Annotated in this window: 20 protein-coding genes and 2 tRNA genes; 10 read left to right on the top strand and 12 right to left on the bottom strand. The window is 34.5% G+C overall.

Going from position 1 to position 24,603, the window contains the following annotated elements; genetic code table 11:
• Positions 1-19 precede the first annotated feature (19 nt).
• Genes infB through rimP form a run of 3 tightly spaced genes read right to left on the bottom strand, consistent with a single transcriptional unit; the run spans position 20 to position 4,699 of the window.
• Complete coding sequence (gene infB, locus HYN56_RS08535) at positions 20-2,902, bottom strand: translation initiation factor IF-2 (RefSeq protein WP_109191787.1); 2,883 nt, start codon at positions 2,900-2,902, stop codon at positions 20-22.
• A gap of 59 nt (positions 2,903-2,961) precedes the next feature.
• Positions 2,962-4,215, bottom strand: a complete 1,254-nt coding sequence (gene nusA / locus HYN56_RS08530) for a transcription termination factor NusA (RefSeq protein ID WP_109191786.1) — start codon at positions 4,213-4,215, stop codon at positions 2,962-2,964.
• A gap of 19 nt (positions 4,216-4,234) precedes the next feature.
• Positions 4,235-4,699, bottom strand: coding sequence for a ribosome assembly cofactor RimP (rimP, locus tag HYN56_RS08525; RefSeq protein ID WP_167398288.1), 465 nt, complete (start codon positions 4,697-4,699; stop codon positions 4,235-4,237).
• A gap of 174 nt (positions 4,700-4,873) precedes the next feature.
• Between rimP and HYN56_RS08520 the strand changes: the two genes are divergently transcribed.
• The 3 genes from HYN56_RS08520 (at position 4,874) to HYN56_RS08510 (ending at position 8,192) form a co-directional block, all read left to right on the top strand.
• Positions 4,874-5,698, top strand: a complete 825-nt coding sequence (locus tag HYN56_RS08520) for a universal stress protein (protein ID WP_109191784.1) — start codon at positions 4,874-4,876, stop codon at positions 5,696-5,698.
• Positions 5,699-5,885: 187 nt separating this feature from the next.
• Positions 5,886-7,307 (top strand): aldehyde dehydrogenase family protein, encoded by a 1,422-nt coding sequence (locus tag HYN56_RS08515; protein WP_109191783.1) that lies wholly within the window; start codon positions 5,886-5,888, stop codon positions 7,305-7,307.
• 63 nt (positions 7,308-7,370) lie between these two features.
• Entirely contained in the window at positions 7,371-8,192 is an 822-nt protein-coding gene (locus HYN56_RS08510; protein ID WP_109191782.1) for an AraC family transcriptional regulator, read from the top strand.
• Positions 8,193-8,377: 185 nt separating this feature from the next.
• Here the strand turns inward: HYN56_RS08510 and HYN56_RS08505 are convergent.
• Together HYN56_RS08505 and HYN56_RS08500 are read right to left on the bottom strand one after the other, a co-directional pair.
• Positions 8,378-8,448 (bottom strand) — tRNA-Gln (locus HYN56_RS08505).
• Between the two features lie 110 nt (positions 8,449-8,558).
• Positions 8,559-8,629: transfer RNA gene (locus HYN56_RS08500), tRNA-Gln, on the bottom strand.
• A 245-nt stretch (positions 8,630-8,874) separates the two neighbouring features.
• Between HYN56_RS08500 and HYN56_RS08495 the strand changes: the two genes are divergently transcribed.
• Together HYN56_RS08495 and HYN56_RS08490 are read left to right on the top strand one after the other, a co-directional pair.
• Positions 8,875-12,153 (top strand): glycosyltransferase family 117 protein, encoded by a 3,279-nt coding sequence (locus tag HYN56_RS08495; protein ID WP_109191781.1) that lies wholly within the window; start codon positions 8,875-8,877, stop codon positions 12,151-12,153.
• A gap of 98 nt (positions 12,154-12,251) precedes the next feature.
• Positions 12,252-12,893, top strand: coding sequence for a polysaccharide deacetylase family protein (locus tag HYN56_RS08490; RefSeq protein WP_109191780.1), 642 nt, complete (start codon positions 12,252-12,254; stop codon positions 12,891-12,893).
• A 30-nt stretch (positions 12,894-12,923) separates the two neighbouring features.
• On the opposite strand, the gene HYN56_RS08485 is transcribed toward HYN56_RS08490, so the two are convergent.
• From HYN56_RS08485 to HYN56_RS08460, 6 genes are all read right to left on the bottom strand, one after another.
• Complete coding sequence (locus HYN56_RS08485) at positions 12,924-13,268, bottom strand: thioredoxin family protein (protein ID WP_394336280.1); 345 nt, start codon at positions 13,266-13,268, stop codon at positions 12,924-12,926.
• A 32-nt stretch (positions 13,269-13,300) separates the two neighbouring features.
• On the bottom strand, positions 13,301-14,536 hold the full coding sequence (locus tag HYN56_RS08480; protein ID WP_109191778.1) for a metallophosphoesterase: 1,236 nt from the start codon (positions 14,534-14,536) through the stop codon (positions 13,301-13,303).
• Between the two features lie 159 nt (positions 14,537-14,695).
• Positions 14,696-14,890 (bottom strand): hypothetical protein, encoded by a 195-nt coding sequence (locus tag HYN56_RS08475; protein WP_109191777.1) that lies wholly within the window; start codon positions 14,888-14,890, stop codon positions 14,696-14,698.
• Positions 14,891-14,995: 105 nt separating this feature from the next.
• Complete coding sequence (locus tag HYN56_RS08470) at positions 14,996-16,324, bottom strand: sensor histidine kinase (RefSeq protein ID WP_240622675.1); 1,329 nt, start codon at positions 16,322-16,324, stop codon at positions 14,996-14,998.
• Between the two features lie 9 nt (positions 16,325-16,333).
• Positions 16,334-17,008, bottom strand: coding sequence for a response regulator transcription factor (locus HYN56_RS08465; RefSeq protein ID WP_109191775.1), 675 nt, complete (start codon positions 17,006-17,008; stop codon positions 16,334-16,336).
• A gap of 178 nt (positions 17,009-17,186) precedes the next feature.
• Positions 17,187-17,384 (bottom strand): hypothetical protein, encoded by a 198-nt coding sequence (locus HYN56_RS08460; RefSeq protein ID WP_109191774.1) that lies wholly within the window; start codon positions 17,382-17,384, stop codon positions 17,187-17,189.
• Between the two features lie 283 nt (positions 17,385-17,667).
• Here HYN56_RS08460 and polA point away from each other — a divergent pair, with 283 nt between their 5' ends.
• A complete protein-coding gene (gene polA, locus HYN56_RS08455; RefSeq protein WP_109191773.1) occupies positions 17,668-20,505 on the top strand; it encodes a DNA polymerase I in 2,838 nt (945 codons plus the stop codon).
• Positions 20,506-20,747: 242 nt separating this feature from the next.
• Here polA and HYN56_RS08450 read toward each other — a convergent pair whose 3' ends face one another.
• Positions 20,748-21,773, bottom strand: a complete 1,026-nt coding sequence (locus HYN56_RS08450) for a LacI family DNA-binding transcriptional regulator (RefSeq protein WP_091493493.1) — start codon at positions 21,771-21,773, stop codon at positions 20,748-20,750.
• Between the two features lie 210 nt (positions 21,774-21,983).
• Between HYN56_RS08450 and HYN56_RS08445 the strand changes: the two genes are divergently transcribed.
• From HYN56_RS08445 to rpsI, 4 genes are all read left to right on the top strand, one after another.
• Positions 21,984-22,730, top strand: coding sequence for a ferritin-like domain-containing protein (locus HYN56_RS08445; RefSeq protein WP_109191772.1), 747 nt, complete (start codon positions 21,984-21,986; stop codon positions 22,728-22,730).
• Between the two features lie 25 nt (positions 22,731-22,755).
• Positions 22,756-23,568: a ferritin-like domain-containing protein gene (locus tag HYN56_RS08440; protein ID WP_109191771.1), complete on the top strand. Its 813-nt coding sequence runs from the start codon at positions 22,756-22,758 to the stop codon at positions 23,566-23,568.
• A gap of 193 nt (positions 23,569-23,761) precedes the next feature.
• Positions 23,762-24,217, top strand: a complete 456-nt coding sequence (gene rplM, locus HYN56_RS08435) for a 50S ribosomal protein L13 (RefSeq protein ID WP_109191770.1) — start codon at positions 23,762-23,764, stop codon at positions 24,215-24,217.
• Positions 24,217-24,603, top strand: coding sequence for a 30S ribosomal protein S9 (gene rpsI / locus HYN56_RS08430; RefSeq protein WP_008466792.1), 387 nt, complete (start codon positions 24,217-24,219; stop codon positions 24,601-24,603). Before rplM ends, rpsI begins: the two co-directional genes overlap by 1 nt.

The following is a 24,603-nucleotide window of genomic DNA, read 5'->3' as shown; positions in this document are numbered from 1 at the left end:
TCAAATATATTTTGAAATATTATTTCAATTTCTTTTTGATTGCTACTTCATGGTAAGCTTCAATAACATCGTTAATTTCAATATCATTAAATCCTTTAATCTGGATACCACAATCATAACCCTTAGTTACCTCTTTAACATCATCTTTAAAACGTTTTAAGGCAACTAACTCACCTGTATGAACAACAACTCCATCTCTGATAACTCTAATCTTAGAAGTCCTCAAGATCTTACCATCCGTCACCATACAACCAGCAATTGAACCCACTTTAGAAATTTTGAAAATCTCACGGATTTCAGCATTTCCTAGAACTTCTTCTTTCATCTCTGGTGCTAACATTCCTTCCATCGCATCTTTCAAGTCATCGATAGCAGCATAGATAATAGAATAGTAACGGATATCAATTTCTTCCTTATCAGCAAGCTGTCTTGCATTTCCTGCAGGACGAACATTAAATCCAATAATAATCGCATCAGATGCAGAAGCCAAGTTAACATCAGTTTCTGTAATAGCTCCAACTCCTTTATGAATAATATTGATCTGAACTTCTTCTGTTGAAAGTTTAGAGAACGAATCAGAAAGTGCTTCCACAGATCCATCCACGTCTCCTTTAAGAATCACATTCAATTCTTTAAACTGACCAAGAGCAATACGACGTCCAATCTCATCAAGTGTAATATGTCTTTGTGTACGAACTGATTGTTCACGCATTAATTGAGAACGCTTAGATGCAATTTGTTTTGCTTCTTTTTCATCTTCAAACACATTGAACTTATCACCCGCTGTAGCTGCACCATCTAAACCTAAAACTGATACAGGAGTTGAAGGACCTGCTTCTAAAACAGTATGACCTCTTTCATCATGCATCGCTTTAACTTTTCCATGATGCTTACCTGCCAACATGTAGTCTCCAATTTTTAAAGTACCTTGCTGTACCAAAATTGTAGATACATATCCTTTTCCTTTATCTAAATAAGCTTCAACAACAGTTCCTTGTGCAGCTTTATTTGGATTTGCTTTTAAATCTAAAATCTCCGCTTCTAATAAAACTTTCTCTAATAATTCTTTAACCCCTGTTCCAACTTTTGCAGAAATATCATGTGACTGAATCTTTCCACCCCAGTCTTCAACAAGTAAATTCATACCGGCCAAACGCTCTTTAATTTTATCAACATTAGCATTTGGTTTATCAATTTTATTGATCGCAAATATAATTGGCACTCCCGCAGCCTGTGCGTGAGAAATTGCTTCTTTTGTCTGTGGCATGATATCATCATCCGCCGCTACCACAATAATAGCGATATCGGTAACCTGAGCTCCACGTGCACGCATCGCAGTAAACGCCTCATGACCCGGAGTATCTAAAAACGCAATTTTCTGTCCGTTATCTAAAGTAACTCCATATGCTCCAATGTGCTGAGTAATACCTCCAGACTCACCAGCAATAACATTTTCTTTACGGATATAATCCAGTAAAGATGTTTTACCGTGGTCAACGTGACCCATTACTGTCACAATTGGCGCTCTGGTTACTAAATCTTCTTCTTTATCTTCTACAACTTCAATTGCTTCTTCGATATCAACCGTAATGAATTCAACATCATAACCAAACTCATCAGCAACGATAGTTAAAGTTTCAGCATCTAAACGCTGATTCATGGTAACCATGATACCAAGAGACATACAAGTCCCAATTACCTTAGTAATCGGCACATCCATCATGATCGCAATTTCACCTACTGTAACGAATTCTGTAACTTTGATAGTTTTACTTCCTTCGTCAAGAGCTCTTTGTTCATCATCAGATTTTTGACGGTGTGTCTCTCTTTTATCTCTTCTATATTTAGCCGCTTTAGATTTCCCTCCTTTACCTTGAAGTTTTTCAAGAGTTTCTCTAATTTGGTTTTTTACTTCTTCTTCTGTCGGCTCAACTTTCGCCACAATTGCCGGACGATTTCCTTTTACAAAACCTGGTCTCTGACTTCTGTTAGCATTAAAACCACCACCATTATTATTTTGATTTGGCTTATTAGGATTTTGATTTCCACCTTGAGGATTATTTCCTGTTACAGGCTTTGGAGCACCTGGCGTACCTGGTTTAGGAGCAATTCTTTTACGCTTATTTTTATTTGCGTTATTATTATTCCCAACTCCTGGAGTTCCAGGTTTATTCTGAGCCGCTTTTGGATCCTCTTTCTTTTTCTTTGGTTTATTAAATTGAGATAAATCAATTGTCTGACCAGTAAGAGTTGTTCCTGAAAGTTTTTGATATTGAGTCGTAATTGTCTCTTCTGAAGTTGTTGGGTCAGTAGACACAATTGGCTCCTGAGCAACTCTTGAAGATTCTGCTTTAACTTCTTTTTTCTCAGTAATAATAGGTTCGTCCTTTTTAGTTTCTGAAACCGGCTGCGCCACAACTGGCTCCGCTTTTGCAGTTTCATTCTGAACAGGTTTTTCTGTTTGCACTGGTGCAACAACAGCTTTTGGTTCTTCAACTTTAGCTGTTTCCTCAGAAGGAGCAACTGCAGGTTTTTTAGGATTTAGGTCAATTTTACCAACTTGTACAGGTCCGGAAACAACCGCTCTTGCTTTGATTATTTCCTGCTGTTTTTGACGCTCCTCTTCTTGTCTGCGTTTGTCTTCAATTTCTTTCTCACGCTCTACGCGTAATGCTTCTTTTTCTTTTCTTTTCTCTTCTCCAACTTCTTTAGAAGCCTCCTTATTCCCCTTATCGCCCGCAAATTGGCTTTGAAGGATATTAAACTCGCTATCAGAAATTTTTGCATTTGGATTTGCGTCAATAGCAATTCCCTTATCTTTTAGATAATCTACAGCTCTCTCTAACGAAATATTTAATTCCCTTAAAACCTTGTTTATTCTTATTACTCTCTCTTCAGACATATAACCTTTTTATTATTACCTTTTTCGTTGTGTTGTTAGAGCAGACATTCAGCTATCGCTTAACTATCGAACTCTTCTTTTAGTATTTTCATAACATCCAGAATTGTTTCCTCTTCTAAGTCTGTTCTTCTTACTAAATCTTCTACATCGTGTTTTAAGATACTTTTCGCAGTATCCAAACCGATTTTTGCAAACTCTTCAATTACCCATTCTTCGATCTCATCTGAGAACTCTGTTAATTCAACATCGTCTTCATCTGCAACAGTACCAGCAACATCTCCTTCACGAATAACATCTAGCTCATAACCTGTCAACTGACCAGCTAATTTAATATTGTGACCACCTCTACCAATTGCTTTAGAAACCTCTTCTAATTTCAAGAATACTTCAGCACGTTTGTTATCTTCATCAATTTTGATAGAAGAAACCTTAGCAGGACTTAAAGCTCTTGTAATAAATAATTGAATATTGTTTGTATAATTGATTACGTCAATATTTTCATTTCCTAATTCGCGAACAATTCCGTGAATACGAGAACCTTTCATTCCCACACAAGCTCCAACCGGATCAATTCTGTCATCATAAGAATCTACCGCTACTTTTGCTTTTTCACCCGGAATACGAACTACATTCTTCACTGTAATTAATCCGTCGAAAACCTCTGGAATTTCCTGCTCAAATAATTTTTCTAAGAACTTTTCTGAAGTTCTGGACATAATAATCTGAGGTTTATTTCCTTTTAATTCGACGCTTTCAATAATTCCACGAACATTATCTCCCTTACGGAAAAAGTCAGATGGAATTTGTTTTTCTTTTGGAAGCACAATTTCATTTCCTTCATCATCAACCAAGATTACAACTCTTGGACGTACGTGGTGCACTTCTGCCGTATAAATATCACCGATAATATCTTTAAATTGTTTGTACAAGTTTGTATTATCGTGTTCGTGAATTTTAGATATCAAATTCTGACGAAGCGCTAAGATAGCTCTTCTTCCTAAATCAATCAATTTTACTTCTTCAGAAACTTCTTCTCCAATTTCAAAATCCGCTTCAATCTTTCTCGCTTCAGTCAATGTAATTTCCTCATTTTCAAAATCAAGATCCTCATCGGCAACAATTACTCTTCTTCTCCAAATTTCCATATCCCCTTTGTCAGGATTAATAATGATATCGAAATTTTCATCTGAACCGTATTTTTTCTTCAATGCATTTCTAAATACGTCCTCTAAAATTGCCATAAGCGTTACACGATCAATAAGTTTATTGTCTTTAAACTCTGAGAATGAATCGATTAATGCTAAATTTTCCATGCGAATTTTTTAATTAAAATTAAAATGTTACCGTAACAACTGCCTCTTTAATTTCTGTATAAGGTATTTGTTGCTCTTTTTGAACTGTTTCTTTTCCTTTTCCTACTTTTTTCGGTTCTCTTGCTTTCCAAGACAAAATTATGAAAACATCGTTAGCTTCAACCAATTCTGCTTCGATTTTTTCTGTATTTGTAGTAACAATCAGCGTTCTACCTATATTTTTCTTGTATTGTCTTATCATTTTAAGAGGTGTCCCTACTCCAACTGATGCTACTTCAAGCGAAAAATCCTGCTCTTCACGATCCAGATTATTCTCGATTGCACGACTTACGTCAATACAGTCCTGTAGCGCCACCCCATTATCTCCGTCTAAACCGACACTAATTTTAAAAGAATCCGAAACTGCCAAATCAACCAAAAAGATTGATGGTTTTTCCAGAAGAGCTTCTGTAATTAATCCGTTTACTTTTTCTTTAAATGTCATAATTTTATAAAAAGAGGGGACACTTAGTCCCCTCATTATTTAGATTTTAATAAATAACAGTGCAAATATAGTGTTTTTTTTATAAATCAAATAAATAGATTGCTCTAAAAATATTTCTTACCTTTATAATAGCATTCAAAAAATGAATTATTCATATTATTAACCCTCAAAATCATGAAACGAATTTTAGTACCTACCGATTTTTCAGAACACGCAGAAGACGCTCTAAAAGTTGCTGCACAAATAGCAAAAAAGAGCAATTCCGAAATCATTATTCTGCACATGCTGGAATTACCGCATCAAACCAATGATGCTATATTGGGCGGAATCAGCATTCCCGAAAGCATGCTTTTTATGAAAAAGGCAAATGAAATGCTGGACCAAGTCTCTGAAAAGCATTATCTGGACGGAATTGAGGTAACCGAAATCGTAAAAATGGACAAACCTATTCATGGAATTACACAAATCAGCAAAGAACACGATGTTGATTTAATTGTAATGGGATCGCATGGATCTTCAGGTGTTGAAGAATTACTAATTGGCTCCAACACCGAAAAAGTAGTTCGCAATTCAGAAATCCCTGTTCTAGTAATTAAAAAGGACATCTCTAATTTCAATGCCGCTAATGTTGTGTTTGCATCTGATTTTTCCGAGGAAGCCAAAAAGCCTTTTGAGAAACTTTTGAATTTCACCAAATTATTTAACTCAAAAATACACCTTGTCAATATTTGTACACCAAACAGCTTTAAACCAACTCATTCCGCAGAAAAAGCTATTAATGAGTTTGTAGATCAATTCAACATCAATAATTACACTACTCAAATTTATAATGACACTAATATTGAAAAAGGGATTATCAATTTCGCCAACAGAATTAATGCCGACATAATTGGAATGTGCACTCATGGCAGAACCGGTTTTGCACACTTCTTCAACGGAAGCATTAGCGAAGGATTAGTTAACCACGCCGTTAGGCCTGTAATCACTTTAAAAATATAAAGAATACAAAACTCAAATAACCAAAAAGCTTCTCAATTGAGAAGCTTTTTTTTATACACTCATTTTCACCCAAATTTCACCAATCAAAAATGAGCTTTTCAACACAGCACCTTTGAGCTTTTCAACAAAGCTAAACACTTAATTAATAAAGAAATTTGTCAAATAAAAATTTATTAAAAATTACAACATGAAAACGATAGACAAAATTTACATTAACGGAGAATTTGTTACTCCAAAAGGAACTGAATATTTCAATCTTATCAGCCCAACAACAAATGAAAAACTCGGAAAAGTACTTTTAGGAAATACCGAAGACACGCAAAACGCAATTAACGCTGCCAAAACTGCTTTTAAAACTTTTTCAAAAACCAGTATAAACGAAAGAATTCAATTTCTTAAAAACATCAAAGCCGCAATTGAAAAAAGAAAAGACGAATTTATAAATGTTGTTACAGAAGAATACGGCGGAACATTTCAATTCGCATCTAACAGCTTCATTTATATGCAAAAGAGTTTTGACTCAGCAATCGAATTATTAAACACTTATGATTTTACCAAAACAATGGGAGAATCCGAAGTACAAATGACACCAATTGGAGTTGTCGGAATCATTATTCCATGGAATTCAAGCAATGGCTTTATCTGCAGCAAACTTTCCACAGCAATCGCAGCAGGATGCACTGTAGTCATCAAACCAAGCGAAATGAGCGCGCAACAAACACAATTAATTACAGAATGCTTACATGAAGCCAAACTCCCAAAAGGCGTTTTTAACATCGTAAACGGTTTAGGCGAAGTAGTTGGATCCGAAATAAGTCGTAATCCGGATGTCGCAAAAATCTCTTTCACAGGATCCACAACTGTTGGGAAAATTATAGCAAAAGAAGCCGTTAATACCATGAAACGTGTTACACTGGAACTAGGAGGAAAATCTCCAAACATTATTTTAGATGATGCGGATTTACCAAAAGCAATTCCATTAGCCGTAATCGCTGCATTTATGAACAGCGGACAGGCTTGCATTGCCGGAACCAGATTATTAATTCCTGAAAGCAAATTAGAAGAAACTAAAACAATCATCAAAGAAGTAATTTCAAACACAATCGTGGGCGACCCAAAAAACCCAAATACAGCAGTTGGACCGATGGTAAGCGCAAAACAATTTAACCGCGTTCAGGATTACATTCAAATCGGAATTAACGAAGGCGCCGAAGTTTTAACTGGCGGATTAGGAAAACCAGAAGGTCTTGAAAAAGGAAATTTTGTAAAACCAACTGTTTTCGTCAATGTAAACAACAAAATGAGAATCGCACAAGAAGAAATCTTTGGCCCTGTTTTATCTATTATCACTTATAAAACAGAAGAAGAAGCAATTGAGATTGCCAACGACACCAATTACGGACTACAAGCCTATGTAAGTTCCGCTAATCAAGAAAGAGCTCATCGAATCGCTTCGCAAATTAACGCCGGAAGAGTCCAAATAAACGGAATTGGACACGACACCATGGCTCCTTTTGGAGGATTTAAACAATCCGGAATTGGACGCGAATTTGGAGTATTAGGACTTGAAGCTTATTTAGAACCTAAAGCCTTAATTCAGCAAAAATAATTTTCACCGATCCGGAAGTCTTTTCTGAAAAAGATTTTCCGGATCTTTTAGTAACTTTACAATATGAGCCCAAAGACTAATACAAAACCCAAGATTTTATATTCTTGCTACTATTCACGAAGTCGTGAAGGAGAACATTTTATACCCGAACATGTTTTCAGCTATCAGATTTCCGGCGAAATGATTGCTTCTGACAACAAAAACACTTTTCATTCTAAACCAGGAGATTTTCGCTTTAGCAGAAGAAATCATTTAGCGAAGTTTACTAAAATCCCGCCGGAAGGAGGAGAATTCAAAACCATTTCTATTTTTCTGGATCAGGAAATTTTACGTGAAATCAGTAAAGAATACAATTACAAATCCGAAAAGAAAGCAGATTCTGAAGCTATGTTTTCATTAGCTCCAAATCCACTTTACCAATCTTTCATGGAATCGCTATTATCGTATCTCGCAGTTGAACAAGAGAGCAACGAAACTTTGTTTAACCTAAAAATAAAAGAAGCTGTTCACCTTTTACTAAAAGTCAATCCCGAACTAAAAGACATTTTATTCGATTTTAACGAACCCGGCAAAATTGACCTGGAAGCCTTTATGAACAAAAATTTCCATTTCAATGTACAAATGCAACGATTCGCTTATCTGACCGGAAGAAGTTTAGCCACTTTTAAAAGAGATTTTCAGAAAGTATTTCAGGAAACACCCGGAAAATGGCTTTTAAACAAAAGACTACAAGAAGCCTATTATCTCATCAGTCAGGGAAAATTACCATCCGAAGTTTATATAGGAGTTGGCTTTGAAGATTTATCGCATTTTTCATTTTCTTTTAAAAAGAAATTCGGAATTGTTCCTTCTTCTTTAAATCAAAAATACGTTTCCCGTGGTTGAAACCACGGGCTATGTTAAAAAAACTTGAAAAATATCACAGACAAAGCTTTGCGAGCTTTGCATCCTAAAAAAACTTAGCGCACTTTTTGCGTATACCTCAGCGCCCATTGCGTTAAAAAAATATCTAAAAAAAGCCTGAGTTTATAGCATAAAAAAAGCCTCTCATTTCTGAGAGGCTTTTTATGTTGGTCTACTAGGACTCGAACCTAGAAAGACGGCACCAAAAACCGTAGTGTTACCATTACACCATAGACCAGCAGTGCGGTTAAGCGGGTGCAAAATTAAAACTTTATTTAGTTTATGCAAATTTTCAAACAACTTTTTTTGCATAAAAAAAAGCCTCTCATTTCTGAGAGGCTTTTTATGTTGGTCTACTAGGACTCGAACCTAGAAAGACGGCACCAAAAACCGTAGTGTTACCATTACACCATAGACCAGCAGTGCTGTAAAGCGAGTGCAAATTTAAGGCTTTATTTAGTTTGTGCAAACTTTTTAACCAAAAAAAATCATTTTTTAAGTTTTTTTTCACTTTGAAATTTCTCTTAACTTCAGAAGCGCTTCAAACACAATAAATTAGTTCCTTCTGATAGTTTTATAGAATTTTTTGTTAATGCTCCATTCTTTACATAAAAAAACATTTTCTTTGTAGGATAGAAAACTTTCAAATTTTTAACACCTAAATATGGCACAATTCAATTTCAATAAATGGAATACAATTATTGGTTGGTTTGCATTTGCAATCGCTTTAATTACCTACACATTAACAGTTGAACCTACAATGAGCTTTTGGGATTGCGGAGAATATATTGCAACCGCAGCCAAACTTGAAGTAGGTCACCCACCAGGGGCTCCTCTTTTTCAAATGATGGGCGCATTTTTTGCAATGTTTGCAATAGATGCACAGCATGTAGCTGTAATGGTTAATATGATGTCTGTTTTCTCTAGCGCATTTACCATATTATTTATGTTCTGGTCTTCTTCTATGATCTTAAAAAAGATTGTGGCTCGTTTTGCCGAGATTGACCAAAACAACTCCATTGTTATTTTAGGAAGCTCTTTTGTTGGAGCTTTGGCCTACACTTTTTCTGATAGTTTCTGGTTTAATGCAGTTGAAGCCGAAGTTTACGCTATGGCCTCTTTATTAATTGCATTGCTTTTCTGGCTTGGTTTACGTTGGGAACAAGACATGGACAAACCAAAAGGAAACAAATGGCTTTTAATCATCTCTTTGGTTGTCGGACTATCTTTTGGAGTTCACTTCATGGCCCTTTTAACTATTCCTTCAATTGGGTTTTTGTATTATTTCAAGCATTACGAAAAAGTTACTATCAAAAACTTCCTTATTGCCAATGTAGTAGTTATCGGAATCTTGTTGTTTATCTTCAAATTATTGCTTCCATTAACTATGGCATTTTTCGGAAAAACTGAAATTTTCATGGTAAACAGCATGGGACTTCCTTTTAACTCAGGAACTATATTTGTTGCCTTATTATTTGTAGCTTTCTTCTATTTTGGATTAAAATTTACCAAACAAAAAGGATTAATATTTTACAACACTATTATATTGTGTATTTTATTCATTCTGATTGGTTTCTCAACCTGGTTAATGCTTCCGGTTCGTGCCAATGCCAATACAGTTATTAACGAAAATAAACCTTCAGATGCTACTGAGGTTTTGGCTTATTACAATCGTGAGCAATACGGTGTAAATCCTTTGTTTTACGGACCTCAATACACTGAACTTTTTGCCGGTCTTGATGCTAAAACTCCGTATTTAGACAAAAAGCCAAACTACGAAAGAGATTATAAAACAGGTAAATACATTATTACCAATAATTATAAAAATGCAGAACAAAATTCTGATGACAATCAGAAAGCAATTCTGCCTAGAATGTGGAGTACGGAAACTGCTCATATTCAAAACTATATCAACTTTACCAATCCTCCTAAATTCAGAATTGACCCAAATCACAGTTATGATGAAGATTTAGCTGAATATGGAATTGACGCCAGCCAATTGACCGAAGACGAATACAACAAAGCTACAGCTCAATTGCGTAATGAAGTTGAAAAAACGGTTTCTGAATTCAGACATGCCTTTGCTCAAAAACAAATTGACAATGAAGGTTATGTTAAATTTTTAAGAAGCTACGGCAAATATCTTTTAGTTGAAAAACCAACAACAGCAGACAATTTTGCTTTTATGTTTGAATATCAATTTGGATACATGTACTGGAGATATTTAATGTGGAACTTTGTTGGACGCCAAAATGATGTTCAGGGTAAATATGATAATTTGGACGGAAACTGGATCAGCGGTATCAAAGCTTTAGATTCTGTTCATTTAGGGTCTCAGGATAACCTTCCTACTGACGTATTAAACAACAAAGGACGTAATGCTTATTATTTCCTTCCATTTATTTTAGGTTTAATTGGTTTGATGTACCATGCCAATAAAGATTTGAAAAGTTTTTATGTCCTTTTAGCACTTTTCTTATTTACAGGAATTGCACTAAAAATATATTTGAACGAAAGACCTTTTGAGCCTCGTGAAAGAGATTACGCACTTGTTGGTTCATTCTATGTGTTTGCTATTTGGATTGGTTTTGGTGTTTATTCGCTCTATGAAAGCATCCAGAAATATCTTGCTCCAAAAATCGCAGGACCGATTATTATTGCAGGAAGTTTATTAGCTGCACCGGTTTTAATGGCTGCTCAAAACTGGGACGATCATGACAGATCAGGAAGATATACAGCTGTAGCTATGGCAAAAGCTTATCTGAGTTCTTGCGATAAAGACGCCATTTTATTTACGATTGGTGACAATGATACGTTTCCGCTTTGGTATGCACAGGAAATTGAGCATTTTAGAACGGATGTTAAAATTGTAAATACAAGTTTATTTATGACTGATTGGTACATTGATCAAATGAAAGCCAAAGCATACGAGTCTAATCCGCTTCCTATTTCTTTTACACACGATCAATATGTTGGAGACAGACTGGATTATACTGTATACATCCAGAAAATTGATACTCGCTGGAACATTACCGATTTTATTGATTTCATCAAAAATCCTAAATCAACTGTTGGGTTACAAAATGGACAAACTATTCACTTTTACCCAACTAATAAAATCAGAGTAAATGTCGATAAAGATGCAATCATTAAAAACAAAGTAGTTAATCCTAAATACAACGACTCTATTGTTCCTTATTTAGACATTAACATCAAAGGAAGCGCGTTATACAAAAACCGTTTAATGATGCTTGATATCTTAGCGAATAACAATTGGAAAAGGCCTATTTATTTCAGCGGAGGTGCTTTTGATGATGAAGATTACTTATGGTTAAAAGATTATCTGCAACTGGACGGAATGGTTTATAAATTGGTTCCAATAAAAAATACTCCTTCTAAAGACGGAGGACCATTGGATATGGGACAAATTGATGCTGATAAAATGTATGATATTGTAATGAAATGGGACTGGGGCAATAGCAACGGAAACATCTATCACGATCCTGAAACAAGAAGAAATAGCATTACATATCGTACTAACCTTTCAAGATTAATGAACCAGCTTATTAAAGAAGGTAAAATTGATAAAGCTAAAAATGTGATTAATTTAGCTATAACTCAAATGCCTTTAGATAAATTTGGATATTATTCTTTAGTTGAACCTTTTGCTGATGGTTATTACAAAGTAGGTGAAAAAGCAAAAGCACAAGACCTTCTAAACAAACTGGTTCAGAAATACAAGGAGAATTTAAATTATTACGGTACACTACCTCCTTCTGACCAAACTGATTTAGCAATGGATATTATTACAGATATTGAGCGTTACAGAAGTTTATTACACGTAATGCAGGACAATAAAGACACTGTTTTTTACAACCAGCACAAAACAACATTTAACACTTATGTAAATGTTTTTGAACGTTTTGGACGTGAAAAAGAATAAATAATATACGAAAATCTTAACAATTAAAAAAATGCAGCGCTGTTTGATAAATAGCGCTGCATTTTTTAATTTTACATACGATGTAAATTCAATTCAAGATGAGCTTTTATTGGGTAAAAACTAATTCATTTATTAAAAAGGTATTTTCTAAATATTGCTGGGACATTCCTAACAATGAAAAGAAAATATACTTAACATTCGATGACGGCCCTACCCCTGAAATTACAGACTGGGTTTTATCTGAATTGAAAAAGTTTGATGCAAAAGCTACTTTTTTCTGCATCGGAAAAAATATCAAAGCCAACTTAGCTTTATTTGAAAAGCTAATTACCGATGGACATTCTATTGGAAACCATACCATGAATCATGTTAACGGGTGGAAAATTCACACTAACGAATACATCGAAAATGTAAAAAACTGTGCTGAAGTTTTAGACGAACAAGAAAAAACACCTCGCCGTTTATTGTTTCGTCCTCCTTATGGAAAAATCAAAAAGGCACAATCTAAAATCTTACGAAATTTAGGTTATAAAATTGTGATGTGGGATGTTTTAAGCGCAGATTTTGACCAAAGCATAACTCCTGAAAAATGTCTTGAAAATGTGACGAAGAATGTAAAATCCGGCAGTGTGATTGTTTTTCATGACAGTATAAAAGCTTCACCTAATTTGAGATTCGCTTTGCCAAGAACATTGCATTTTTTAAAAGAAAACGGATATAAGTTTGATATTATTCACTAGAGAGACAATATCAACAAAAAAGGAAGTAATTTAAACGTTAAATTGCTCTTGAACAATTCCTATAATAGTATTCGCATCAAGTTCTCCGGATTGCCTCCAGATCATTTGTCCATCTTTATAAATCATTAACGTTGGAAGTCCTTTTATACGAAGAGCTTCTGCCAGTTCCTGATTTTTATCGACATCAATTTTAATTACTTTAGCTTTATCACCAAGCGCAGCAGCAACATCCTTAATAACAGGATGCATAGAAACTGAAGATTCATTCCAATCTGTGTAAAAATCAATTAACACTGGAACCTGAGCATTTATTAGTTCTCCAAATTTTGACATAAAACCAAAAATTTTAAGTTTTTTAAATCTATTAAAAGAAATAAATATAATACAAATTTAGCATTTTTAACGAATTAAGCGACATTACGGCCTTTTTTTAGTTCAATGACCGTTATTTCGGGCATAATACCAACTCGTCCCGGATAGGCATGAAAACCAAATCCGCGGTTAACATAAACGTATCTTCCGACGTTTTCGTATAACCCCGCCCATTGTTTATAAATGTATTGTGCTAAACTCCATTTGAAATATCCCGGAATTTCGATTCCGAATTGCATTCCGTGTGTGTGACCTGCAAAAGTCAAATGAAAATTCTTTGGGTGATCTTTAATTTCGGCATCCCAATGACTTGGATCGTGACTCATTAAAACTTTAAAATCGTCCTTATGTACATTTTCTGAAGCTTTATTTAAATCTCCGGCTTTCTTAAAATTAACGCCCCAGTTTTCTACTCCGATAAGAGCAATTTTATCATCGCCTTTCTGAATATAAGTATGTTCATTAAGCATCAGCTTAAAACCAATCTGACCGTACAGTTTTTTAATAGCCTGAAAGTTTTCATCTTTTTCTTTTTCCGAAGGCCAAGTCACATATTCACCGTAATCATGGTTTCCTAAAACAGCAAACTTTCCGTATTTATACTCTTTAATACGATTGAAAGTTTCCAGCCACGGATGCATTTCTTTTGCATGAGTATTTACAATATCACCGGTAAACAAAATCAGATCTGATTCCTGCTGATTTATTAAGTCAATCGCATAATTGATTTTCTCAGGATTATCAAAACTTCCACTGTGAACATCCGAAATCTGAGTGATTTTAAAACCATCAAAAGCATCAGGAAGATCAGGAAAAAATACCGTTTGCTTGATTACTTTGAAATTATATTTCCCTTCGAATATTCCATAAATTATAGACAGAAAAGGAATTGCCGCGAGTCCCAATGCAATCTGACTTACAAATTTTCGTCGATCCGGCATCATTTCTTTTCTTGGAGCATTATAAACAAAATAGTTCACAATACTGGCTCCAATCCTAAAAATATCTTCACCAAACATTATTAGTGTAAGTACAATTTTAGGAACATAAATTGTCAACATCAAACCAGTCGTAAACATAAATTGTCTGGTCTGACCAACTGAACGGTCTATTTGAGAGAAAGAATATATGATAAAAATTAAAAGTAGTGCACTTATAATCTGATAACTTATTAAAACCCATCTTACTTTGATTAAAGTTCGAAAAGCCTGATAAGAATAGAACTCAATAAATAAAAAAAGAGCGCATAGAATTACAAAACGAAGGATCATTTGTTATAGTTTTAAGCAAAGTAACAAAGAATGAAAATTTTATTTCTTTTTATTATAAAAAATTTAACGCTGTTAAAAGTAAAAAAGCTGAAAGAGTCCTCTTTCAGCTTTAACCTACCAACCTTTTAAAACTATTTAATTTTACAACTTAATGTTGTTTTATTTTGCTTTTGGAGCTTCTGGTTTTATAGCAGCTTCTGCTTTTTTATCGCCTTTGGCTTTTTTGTTTCCTTTTTTGTCGTGTTTAGCGACTTTTACTTCTTTTGATTGAGCTGGTGCTGCTGGAGTTGTTTGAGCGTTTACCATTGAAAATGTTCCTAGAACTGCTACTGCTAAAATTGCTAATTTTTTCATGACTTTAAATTTTATGATTATTATTGTTTCATTATTTATAAGTCAAAGGTATAATCGTAAAATGAAGACAAAATGAAGATAAAGCCTTACAAATAAATTTAACTTTTAATTGGCTTTTTCGAATATTAAAGTAAATGCAGTCCCTTGGTTTAAAACCGATTCTACCTTAATCTGGATATGATGAAATGAGGCAATACTCTGCGCAATTGCAAGTCCTAACCCCTGCCCTTCCTGATCTGAACTTATACGGGCAAATCGGCTGAATATTTTTTCCAGCTGTGATTCATCCATTCCAATTCCTGAATCTTTTACAGAAATAAAATAATATTCTTCTGCAAAACCATCTACAACAGTAATGCTTCCTTTTGGTTTATTGTACTTTATGGCATTAGTCACCAAATTATAAATCAGAATATGAATTAAAGTTTTATTCCCTGTAAAAACAAAGTGCTCCTGCATCTTATTTTCAAACTGAATTTCCCTATCCTCGATACGATCCTGGAGATCTTCCTGCAAATCTGAAACTATTTCGGTTAGATTGATTTCTTCATTTGCTTCGTACTGATTATTGTCAATTCTGGAAATCAGCAATAAGTTATTGATAATTTTTTTCAGCATATCTAAAGTCTTCAGCGAACCTGCAATTTTATCAATAGCAATATCATCCAAAGATTCATTCTGTAATAAATTTTCCAATTTATTTTTTAGAAGTGCAATTGGCGTTAGCAATTCGTGTGAAACATTAGAAATAAACTGTTTTTCTTTTTTAAAAACTTCTGCAATACGATCCATCATTTGATTTAAAACAAAATCGAGTTCTCTAAAATCTCTCGAAGCTGCTTTTATAGGAGTGTGATCAAAAGTTTCCGGTTCATTGACACGCCTGATTTTGGTATCAATAATTTTATAAAAAGGTTTAAGAAGATATTCTATATAAAAGGTATCTGCTAAAAAAGTAACAAAAAGAATCACTACAAAAACAATCAATATAAAAAATCGAATCACAAATGTTAAGTCGTTTACTTCACTTAAACTGCTTCCGATTTCCAGCTGATAATCTTCACCCTGATAATTAAAATGATGTTGCAGAATTCGATATTCATTCTCTTCCCCTTCAATTACCCGATAATCATTACTGAAAGATGTTTTTTTCTGATGTGGTTTAATTGGAACGCGTGAAAGAACCAAAAACTCGCTATGAAGTGTGGAAAACTCAGAAAACGTTTCTGTAGAATCATCCGGATTCTCTAAGAAATCCTTAATTTCTTCGGGATTTAAATGTTCAATAAACTTCTTTTTTTTCTCAAGAAGACTATTATTAATATGATGGTAAACGACATTTTCCACCAATATAGGAAGCATTAGCCATAAAATTACAATAACCAACAATCTTGTTAGTGCGTTAAAGATGGCTAATTGATGTTTTATTTTCACAGGAATACTTTATTCGTTTATACGATACCCTACATTTCTAACTGTTTCGAACCAATCAATCGGCGCATGTTTATCTAATTTTTTTCGAAGATTTCGAACGTGAACATCAATAAAATTAGAATCAGAATTGACTTCCAGAATATCTCCCCAAATATGTTCTGTAAGCTGTAAACGCGTTATGACCCGATTTTTATTCAAAACCAAATACTGAAAAATATCAAACTCCTTTTTCGTCAGGTTGATTGGATTATCATTAAAACTGACTTTATAATCCTGAAGCTGTAGAACAAAACCATGAATTGTAAGATTGTTTAAAGTAAATCCATGAATTCTTCTAATCACAGCGAACAATCTTGCACTGAGTTCTGTCAAAGCAAAAGGTTTTGTCAAATAATCATCGGCTCCAAGATGTAAACCGTTAATTCTGTCGTCCAGTTCTCCTCTTGCCGTCAAAACAATAACTGCCATTTTTGATTTCGTTTTTCTAACCGTCTGTAACACCTCAAAACCATCTCCGTCCGGAAGTCCTAAATCCAAAAGCATCGCGTCATAATCATTGCTCCCAAATTCCTCCAAAGCATCTGCGCATGTATGTGTAATCTTGCAGATATAACCCGCATTACACAAAAAATCATAAACTTCTACCGCAAGTTCCCGATTATCTTCAACAATCAAAATATTCATAACAATATACTTAAGCGTAATTAAAATTAATCATTTAAAAAGAAGAAATAGCTGAGTTGTAAAAACATTAACGCAAAAAGCTGATAAATTTCTTCATCAGCTTTTCCATCAGCATTCTCATAATTATCCTTCCTGTTTTGTTTCCTTACAATCATTCGAAAACAAAACAAAAAACATATTATTTTTTCACTTTTGCAGTTTCTGTCTTTGGAGCTTCACTTTTTTCTGATTTTTCTTTTTTGTCAGATTTGTGTTTGCGATGTTTGGTAGCTTTTACTTCTTTAGCCGGAGCTTCTTTTCCTGTTTTTGCCGGGAAAGCATGAACCATAACACTTGTTCCTAAAACTGCCACTAGTAACATTAATAAATTTCTCATGATTTCTAAATATTTAAATTAATAACCTTTTATTTTACAGTTCGAAATTACCCTCCGAAAATGAAGAAAGCATGAAGAAAAGACTACTTCTAAACATTTTAACTTGATATTAACTCTTTGCTCTTTTTCTACCATATACGTTATATAAGTTCATTTAATTTAATGATGACAAGTTAGACGCATTGCGGTGCGTCTCTACAGAATCATGAAACCAAATTAATTTTCATGAACAAATCTGTTTTTAAAACCCAATTGTTTATTTTTACAGACTAATATTTTTAATATGTCGACTCAAAAACGCCTTTTTCTTCTAGATGCTTATGCACTAATTTTTCGTGGTTATTATGCCTTTATTAAAAACCCGAGAATCAACTCAAAAGGGATGGATACATCTGCAATTATGGGTTTTATGAACTCACTTTTAGATGTTATTAAAAGAGAAAAACCAGATCATTTGGCTGTTGCTTTTGATAAAGGCGGAAGTCATGTAAGATCCGAAATGTTCGTTGAATACAAAGCCAATCGTGATGAAACTCCAGAAGCGATTAAAATTGCTGTTCCATATATTCAGGAATTATTGAGAGCTATGCACATTCCAATTATTGAAGTGGAAGGCTGTGAAGCTGATGACTTAATTGGAACAATCGCTAAACAAGCCGAAAAACAGAATTACAAAGTTTTCATGGTAACTCCTGATAAGGATTTTGCTCAATTGGTTTCTGAAAATATTTTTATGTACAAACCTGCCCGTATGGGTAACGGAATCGAAATTTGGGGAGTTCCTGAAGTTTTGGCAAAATTTGAAATCGAAAGACCGGAACAGGTAATTGATTTTCTTGGAATGATGGGTGATGCTGTCGATAATATTCCTGGACTTCCGGGAGTTGGTGAAGTGACTGCTAAAAAATTCCTGAAAGAATTTGGCACAATGGAAAACCTTTTAGCAAATACGGATAAACTAAAAGGTAAAATGAAAGAAAATATTGAAGCCAATAAAGAAAAAGGAATTCTTTCTAAAAAACTGGCTGCAATCATTACAGATTGTGATGTTACTTTTAATGAAGATGACTACGAACTTTCGCGTCCGGATATTGAAAAAACGGATGCTATTTTTCAGGAATTAGAATTCAGAAGAATGGCTGAACAGTTTGACAATTTATTTAAAACAGATGGAACTCAAACTACAGCTCCAGCTTCTGATGCTAAATTGTATAAAAAACCACAGCCTAAAAACGAAGACCAATTTGATCTTTTTGGAAGCACTTTGACAGAAGATAATGCAGACGCTCCAAGAACTTCATTTTATAATACTTTAGAAGACACTCCACATTCTTATCAAACCGTTCAGGGTGATTTAGGTGTAAAATTACTTTTGCAGAATTTAGAAAAACAGACTTCTGTTTGTTTTGATACCGAAACAACCGGAATTGATGCTTTACATGCTGAATTGGTTGGAATGTCGTTTTCTTATGAAAAAGGAAAAGCTTTTTATGTTCCGTTTCCGGAAAGTCAGGAAGAAGCAAAAGCTTTGATTGAGAAATTTGTTCCGTTTTTTGAAAATGAAAACATTGAGAAAATCGGTCAGAATTTAAAATACGATTTAAAAATACTTTCTAATTACGACGTAACTGTAAAAGGAAAACTTTTCGACACGATGATTGCACATTATCTGATCAACCCGGATATGCGTCATAATATGGATATTTTAGCAGAAACCTATTTAAAATATTCTCCAAAATCAATCGAGACTTTGATTGGCAAAAAAGGAAAAAATCAGCTTTCAATGCGTGATGTTCCTTTAGAAGATATTAAAGAATATGCTGCCGAAGATGCTGATGTTACTTTACAACTTAAAGAAATCTTCACTACTGAATTAGACAAAACCGAAACTAAAAAGTTATTTGACGAAATCGAAATTCCATTAGTAAGTGTTTTAGCTGATATGGAAACCGAGGGAATTCGTCTGGATGTTGAGTTTTTAAAAGAAATGTCTAAAGAGATGGATGTTGAAATCAAATCTCTTGAAGAACAAATCTATGAAACTGCAGGCGAGAAATTCAATCTGGCTTCTCCAAAACAGTTAGGAGATATTTTATTTGAAAAGCTTAAAATTGGCGGAGCAAAACAAAAGAAAACCAAGACAGGTCAATACGCAACCGGAGAAGAAGTTTTAACTTATTTAGCAAATGACAATCCGATCGTAAAACAAATCCTGGATTGGCGTCAAATGGTAAAACTGCAAAGCACTTATATTTTAGCTTTACCAGAACAAGTTGACATAAAGACGCAACGCGTTCATACCGATTATATGCAGACGGTTGCCGCAACGGGACGTTTGAGCTCGAATAATCCAAACTTACAGAACATTCCAATCCGTACCGAAAGAGGTCGTCAGATTCGTAAAGCTTTTGTAGCACGCGATGAAAATTACACTTTAATCTCTGCCGATTACTCTCAAATCGAATTGCGAATTATTGCAGCTTTGAGTGGAGAAGAAAATATGATTAAAGCTTTCCAAGATGGTGAAGACATTCATAAAGCAACTGCTGCAAAGGTATTCAATGTTGCCTTGGATGAAGTATCACGCGAACAAAGAAGCAACGCTAAAACGGTAAACTTCGGAATTATCTATGGTGTTTCTGCTTTTGGATTGAGCAATCAAACTTCATTATCAAGAAGCGAAAGTGCCGCTTTGATTGATGCTTATTACAAGACTTATCCACGTCTTAAATCTTATATCTCTGAACAAGTTGAATTTGCACGCGAAAAAGGTTATGTACAAACTATTTTAGGTCGTCGTCGTTATTTAAAAGATATTAATTCTGCAAATGCCGTGGTAAGAAGTGCCGCTGAAAGAAATGCTGTAAACGCACCAATTCAGGGAAGTGCAGCAGATGTGATTAAAATCGCCATGATCAATATTCATAAAAAACTTCGTGACGAAAACTGGAAATCTAAAATGTTACTTCAGGTACATGATGAGCTTGTGTTCGATGTTCACAACGATGAACTCGAAAAAATCCAACCAATGATTAAACACGAAATGGAAAATGCTTTTAAAATGTCGGTTCCGTTGGAAGTTGAATTAGGAATGGGGAAAGATTGGTTAGAAGCGCATTAATTTATTTTAGATTTCAGATTGTTGATTTTAGATTTTAGATTTTAGATTTTTTTATCAAGAGACAACTCAATCTTGTCATTTCGACGAAGGAGAAATCTCCGCAAGTAACTCCGTTCTAATAAGCCAATCTTTGTAGAGCTTCTCGCGGAGATTTCTCCTTCGTCGAAATGACATAAATTATGCATAAAAAAAGGACTGTTCAGAGAACAGTCCTTTTTTGTTAATTTTTAATCTTGTATCTATTATACTTTTCTAGTAGATTCTCGTTCTTTCAACTTCGTCTTAATTACAATCGTTTCATATTCAGAAACCGTTCCCTCCGGTTCTTCCAATCTTTCGATTAACCTTTTGGCTGCCACTTCTCCAATTTCAACTCCATGCTGACTTACAGTTGTCAAACTTGGTGATAAACGTCTGGAAGCTAAGATTCCATCGGCAAAACCAATAATCGAAATATCTTCCGGTACTCTGTATCCTTTTTTCAAACTTACTCTTAAAGCAGCAACAGAATCATTTTCATCTAAAGCAAAGATTCCATCGATTTTGTGATCAAAAATCCCTTCAATTTTAGCTTTCATATCTTCTTCAGAATCGGTACGAAGAATAATTTTTTCGTTTATAGGGATATTATTGTCCTTTAAAGCTTTTAAATATCCTTCTGTTCTTAGTTTTCCAACACTAATATTATCTACAGAAGAAATCAGAGCGATATTTTTACAACCTAAATTAATTAAATGCTGTGTCGAATTGATAGCCGAATCATAATCGTCTACCACTACTTTATCACAATCCACTTCATCTGCAATACGGTCAAACATAACGATTGGTGTTCCATCGTTTATGATTTCAGAGAAATGATTGTAATCCTGAAGTTTTTGAGCCTCTTGAGAAACTGACAAAATAAATCCGTCGATAGTTCCGTTGCTCAGCATTTCCAATGTGTGAACTTCTTTTTCAAGAGATTCATTAGAAATACAAGTAATTACATTATATCCTTTTTTATCGGCAACCTTTTCGATACCACTAAAAACTTTTGCAAAGAAAGAGTTTAATATATTAGGTATAATTACTCCAATCGTTTTGGTTTTACGATTTTTTAAATTCAAACCAATAACATTCGGTTTATAATTTTTGAGTTTGGCATACTCTTTAATCTTGACCTTCGTCTGCTCACTGATTTCCGGACTGTCATTCAGCGCCTTAGACACAGTTGACACGGAAACCCCCAGTTCTTTTGCAATTTGTTTTAGAGTTGCTTTAGCTTTCATCCATTAAAAGTTTAAGTAATTAATACAAATATAGTAGAATTACCGAAAATAAAACAAAAAACAACCAGCAGTATTTCAAATTATGCCCTCTATTCGAAATAAAACCAAAAAAGAATGATTTTTCTGAAACCGTATATCCTAAAATTTCGTTAATACTTAAATACCTAATAACTAAAAGACCAATGTTGTTAACTATTAAAAAACGTAATTATGAAAAACGAAGTTAAAATTCAGGAAGTTAATCCTTCCCTGGATAGCAGAAGAAGCTTTCTTAAGCTCAGTGGACTAACATTAGTAACCGCAGGTTTGGTTATGGCGGGTTGCAGCGACAATGATAATGATGATCATATGGAAGACACCTCTCTTCCAGGAATTAGAAATGGCGTCTTCGATTTAGGTTCCGGAGATTTTGGCGTTCTTACTTATGCCTACGCTTTAGAACAATTAGAGGCCGATTTTTATACAAAAGTTGTCAATGCAAGCAGTTTCAATACCGTATTCAGCTCAGTTGAACGTCAGGTATTAACAGACTTGTATCATCATGAAGTGGTTCACAGAGACTTCTTCAAAGCAGCTTTAACTGGAGCACTTCCAGATCCCAGCTCTCAATTACTACCAACTTTAGCTTTTAATTACGGTTCTTTAAATTTCAACAGTCGTACAGAAGTTTTAGCTACCGCAAAAGCACTTGAAGACACTGGTGTTGCTGCTTATAATGGAGCCGGCAGACTGATCAAAACTGCAGACTACTTGTTACTAGCAGGAAAAATCGTTTCTGTCGAAGCAAGACATGCATCAGCGATAAGAAGTTTAATTAATCCTAATTCTAAGGATTTTGCCGGAGATGATATTGTTAATATGTCAACAGGTTTAGATGATGCCAAAGATCCTTCTAAAATTCTTCCAATTGCCGCGAATTTTATTACCACAAAATTTACAGCTAAATATCTGCCTTAATCCTAACCGCTAAAACTTAGAAATTATGAACATTTTAAAATTTATAGAATCCTTTACTGATGACAATTTAATGAATAGTACTGGTTCACGAAGAGACAGTTTTGCTCAGTTTGGAAATATCGGAAAAAATTTAGCCTTAGCATCAATCCCTTTTGGATTATCGGCTCTGGCCAATAAAGCATTCGCAAAAGACATTACAGCAACACCTGCAACTCCAATTGGAGCTTTGCAATTTGCACTAACATTAGAATATCTTGAAAATGAATTTTATGCAATGGCACTAGATTCAGGCGTCATTCCTGCTTCTGAAAATGGAGGGCGTGATTTAAAAGTATTTCAACAAATTGCCGCACACGAATCTGATCACGTAAAATTTTTAATAGCGGGATTAGGCGGAACTGCAAGTGCTAATTTTGTTCCAAAACCAACTTTTGATTTTACGGTTGGGGGAGCATTTAATCCTTTTGGTGATTACCCAACCTTTTTAGCTCTAGCTCAAGCCTTTGAGGATACTGGTGTGAGAGCTTATAAAGGACAAGCTGCCAATCTAATTACTGCTCCGGATTTATTAACTGCAGCACTTCAGATTCATTCTGTCGAAGCCCGTCATGCTTCTGAAGTAAGAAGACTTCGAGGTTTAAAAGGATGGATTTCTAATGCCGATAGAGGCGCCGGTATGCCTGCCGCAACACAAGCCGTATATGATGGTGAAGGTGTAACAATGCAGGCGGGATTCAATACTGCAACAGCATTTGGAGCAGAAGCCGGCTCAGAAGCTTATGATGAACCACTTACGACTCAACAAGTGGTTGACATTGCCAATATATTTATTGTATAATACTAATTTTTCTAAATATTTAACCGTCTTTACTTTATTGTAGAGACGGTTTTTTTATTCCTCAATTAATTAAAAAACTGAACCCCTGATTTTCAGCAGATAAAATATTCTTTCAGGTATTTGGTTTTAAAATAATTAATTGTACTTTTGCATCCCCTTTATTGGGGATGGAATGTTTAATTAAAATAATATTATGGACGCATTAAGCTACAAAACGGTTTCAGCTAACAAAGCCACTGTAACTAAAGAGTGGATTGTTGTTGACGCTGAAGGTCATAACTTAGGACGTCTTGCTTCTAAAGTTGCAATGATCTTAAGAGGTAAGTACAAGCCAAGTTACACACCGCACGTTGACTGTGGAGATAACGTAATTGTTATCAACTCAGAAAAAATTAACCTTACAGGTACAAAATTGAATGACAAAATTTACATGCGTCATACAGGTTACCCAGGAGGACAAAGAACTTTAACTGCTAAAGTATTGCAAGCTAAAAACCCTGCATTATTAGTAGAAAAAGCTGTAAAAGGTATGTTACCTAAAAATAAATTAGGAGCAGAACTTTTTAGAAATCTAAATGTTGTTGTAGGAGCTGAGCACAAACACGGAGCTCAAAAACCTAGAACTGTTAACCTAAATGATCTTAAGTAATGGGAGTTATTCACAAAATCGGTAGAAGAAAAACCGCTGTTGCACGTGTATACGTTTCTGAGGGAACTGGAAACATCACTGTAAACAAAAAAGAATTCGCAACTTACTTTCCAACTGCAACTTTACAGTACAAAGTTTTACAACCGCTTTCTATGACAGAAAACGCTAGTAACTTTGACGTAAAAGTAAACGTTTACGGAGGTGGTACAACTGGTCAGGCAGAAGCTGTAAGAATGGCATTAGCACGCGTAATGTGTGAAGTTAACGCTGAAAACAGAGCTATCCTTAAACCAGAAGGTTTATTAACAAGAGACCCAAGAATGGTTGAACGTAAGAAATTCGGTCAGAAGAAAGCTCGTAAGAGATTCCAGTTCTCTAAACGTTAA

Source organism: Flavobacterium crocinum, assembly GCF_003122385.1.
In the GTDB taxonomy this organism is placed as follows: domain Bacteria; phylum Bacteroidota; class Bacteroidia; order Flavobacteriales; family Flavobacteriaceae; genus Flavobacterium; species Flavobacterium crocinum.
Note: the sequence above shows the minus strand (reverse complement) of the source record. Positions and strands in the feature narration are given on the sequence as shown.

Bases quoted from the DNA above. Each gene is read 5' to 3' on its own strand.
- HYN56_RS08490 (WP_109191780.1), top strand. From the start codon at position 12,252: ATGAGCTTTTATTGGGTAAAAACTAATTCATTTATTAAAAAGGTATTT.
- infB (WP_109191787.1), bottom strand. From the start codon at position 2,902: ATGTCTGAAGAGAGAGTAATAAGAATAAACAAGGTTTTAAGGGAATTA.
- HYN56_RS08480 (WP_109191778.1), bottom strand. From the start codon at position 14,536: ATGATCCTTCGTTTTGTAATTCTATGCGCTCTTTTTTTATTTATTGAG.
- HYN56_RS08465 (WP_109191775.1), bottom strand. From the start codon at position 17,008: ATGAATATTTTGATTGTTGAAGATAATCGGGAACTTGCGGTAGAAGTT.
- polA (WP_109191773.1), top strand. From the start codon at position 17,668: ATGTCGACTCAAAAACGCCTTTTTCTTCTAGATGCTTATGCACTAATT.
- HYN56_RS08515 (WP_109191783.1), top strand. From the start codon at position 5,886: ATGAAAACGATAGACAAAATTTACATTAACGGAGAATTTGTTACTCCA.
- nusA (WP_109191786.1), bottom strand. From the start codon at position 4,215: ATGGAAAATTTAGCATTAATCGATTCATTCTCAGAGTTTAAAGACAAT.
- HYN56_RS08520 (WP_109191784.1), top strand. From the start codon at position 4,874: ATGAAACGAATTTTAGTACCTACCGATTTTTCAGAACACGCAGAAGAC.
- rplM (WP_109191770.1), top strand. From the start codon at position 23,762: ATGGACGCATTAAGCTACAAAACGGTTTCAGCTAACAAAGCCACTGTA.
- HYN56_RS08460 (WP_109191774.1), bottom strand. From the start codon at position 17,384: ATGAGAAATTTATTAATGTTACTAGTGGCAGTTTTAGGAACAAGTGTT.
- HYN56_RS08450 (WP_091493493.1), bottom strand. From the start codon at position 21,773: ATGAAAGCTAAAGCAACTCTAAAACAAATTGCAAAAGAACTGGGGGTT.
- HYN56_RS08440 (WP_109191771.1), top strand. From the start codon at position 22,756: ATGAACATTTTAAAATTTATAGAATCCTTTACTGATGACAATTTAATG.
- rimP (WP_167398288.1), bottom strand. From the start codon at position 4,699: ATGACATTTAAAGAAAAAGTAAACGGATTAATTACAGAAGCTCTTCTG.
- HYN56_RS08475 (WP_109191777.1), bottom strand. From the start codon at position 14,890: ATGAAAAAATTAGCAATTTTAGCAGTAGCAGTTCTAGGAACATTTTCA.
- HYN56_RS08495 (WP_109191781.1), top strand. From the start codon at position 8,875: ATGGCACAATTCAATTTCAATAAATGGAATACAATTATTGGTTGGTTT.
- HYN56_RS08445 (WP_109191772.1), top strand. From the start codon at position 21,984: ATGAAAAACGAAGTTAAAATTCAGGAAGTTAATCCTTCCCTGGATAGC.
- HYN56_RS08510 (WP_109191782.1), top strand. From the start codon at position 7,371: ATGAGCCCAAAGACTAATACAAAACCCAAGATTTTATATTCTTGCTAC.
- rpsI (WP_008466792.1), top strand. From the start codon at position 24,217: ATGGGAGTTATTCACAAAATCGGTAGAAGAAAAACCGCTGTTGCACGT.